The organism is Microbacterium sp. gxy059, assembly GCF_050958665.1.
Lineage (GTDB): Bacteria > Actinomycetota > Actinomycetes > Actinomycetales > Microbacteriaceae > Microbacterium.
The window spans coordinates 1-1,291 of record NZ_JAMXWT010000045.1; the positions used below are offsets into that span (position 1 = coordinate 1).

General features: G+C 66.5%; 2 protein-coding genes. Both read right to left on the bottom strand.

Annotated features, from left to right (window positions below):
* Positions 1 to 97: 97 nt before the first annotated feature.
* Positions 98 to 772 carry a hypothetical protein gene (locus NHL53_RS14530; RefSeq protein ID WP_433777610.1) on the bottom strand — a complete coding sequence of 225 codons (675 nt, stop codon included), beginning with the start codon at positions 770 to 772 and terminating at the stop codon, positions 98 to 100.
* Positions 769 to 1,005, bottom strand: coding sequence for a hypothetical protein (locus NHL53_RS14535; RefSeq protein WP_433777611.1), 237 nt, complete (start codon positions 1,003 to 1,005; stop codon positions 769 to 771). The genes NHL53_RS14530 and NHL53_RS14535 overlap by 4 nt, the downstream gene beginning before the upstream one ends.
* Between the last annotated feature and the right edge of the window lie 286 nt (positions 1,006 to 1,291).

Sequence of the window (1,291 nt, forward strand, 5' to 3'; positions counted from 1 at the left end):
GGCGGCGACGGCGTACCGGATCGCGCGTTTCGCGGAGGCGAACGGGCTGTCGTTTCGGCCACGTCCCAGATGTTCAGCAGACGATCTCTGAACAGCGTCAGCGGCCTTCCTGCGCCTGGCGCAGCTCGGCTTCGAACTCTGCGATCAGCTCTGGGGGCATCGACCTGATGATGTTCGCCGCGTCGGCCTCGTTGACGAAGGGCGCTCGGTACTCAGTGCCGGTCCACGTATTCACTGCCTCAGACGACGCCCGCGTCGACTCCAGGGTGACCTTCGCCACCATACGCAGCAGCACATCGGCGCTGTCCCACGCAACGCCGAGCGCGGCCGTCTCCCCGTGGATCATCGCCAACATGCCTGAATACATGGAGCTAATCGCCGGGATCTGCTGCTCGAGGCGGTGGTGATACTTGAAGGCCGTCTTGGCGTGAGCGCGCCCGACCCGCACCGTGCCGACCTCTTGGGGGGTCTCGCCGTCACGGACGCCTCGCTGGATCTTCCCGCCGCTCTCGGCCACGATCTTCACCAGCAGCTCACGAGTTCTGGCGCAGTCCTCCACGCGCGCTCTGTTCTGCTCCACCGTGTAGAACAGAGAGGCGTAGCCGCGAGCGGCGCGACCGTCGGCCGTGAATCCCGGTTCCAGCATCCAGTGGCACGTCGCGGCGACTTCAGCCAGAGAACGAAGGATCGGGACGGTCGACAGCGAGTACAAGGTCTCGTGCTTGAGAAGCACTTCACGACCGCACAGGTACGAGACGACGGCGTTGCTCACCGATTCCAGGATGTCGAGACGCTCTTGAAAAGCGACCCCGTGGGATCCTGCGCGTCCTGCGGCGACGTCCTCGCCGCACGGCGTGCTGGGGCGCTGTTGATCCGATCGGAAAGCTTTCCGACCACGGTCTGCGCGTGGGACCGGCACTGAGTGATGATGCGCTGCGCGGTGCGCGCGGCCAGCTGAAGCACCTCTTCGTCCTCGGCCGGCTCTGTGATCGCGGGGTGGTTCACACAGCCATCATCGAGCAACAGACCCGATGATATCCCCTCTCACCTGGCGGAATGTCTCCTCGCGATAGGTTGGATGGCATGACGGACGGGACGGCGCGGGCTCGCGGAGAAGGCGCTGCCGTTGACGTCGGCTCTCTCGAGGAGCGCGCCGTGAGCCCGGCGCCGGCCGTGGATGCCGCGGAGCGGGAGAGGTTCCGATCCGCGATGCGGCGCCCTCGGCTGGCGGCGGGGATCAGCGGAGTCATCGTGCTGCTCGGCGCGGCGATCCAGGCGTTCGCGCTCGACG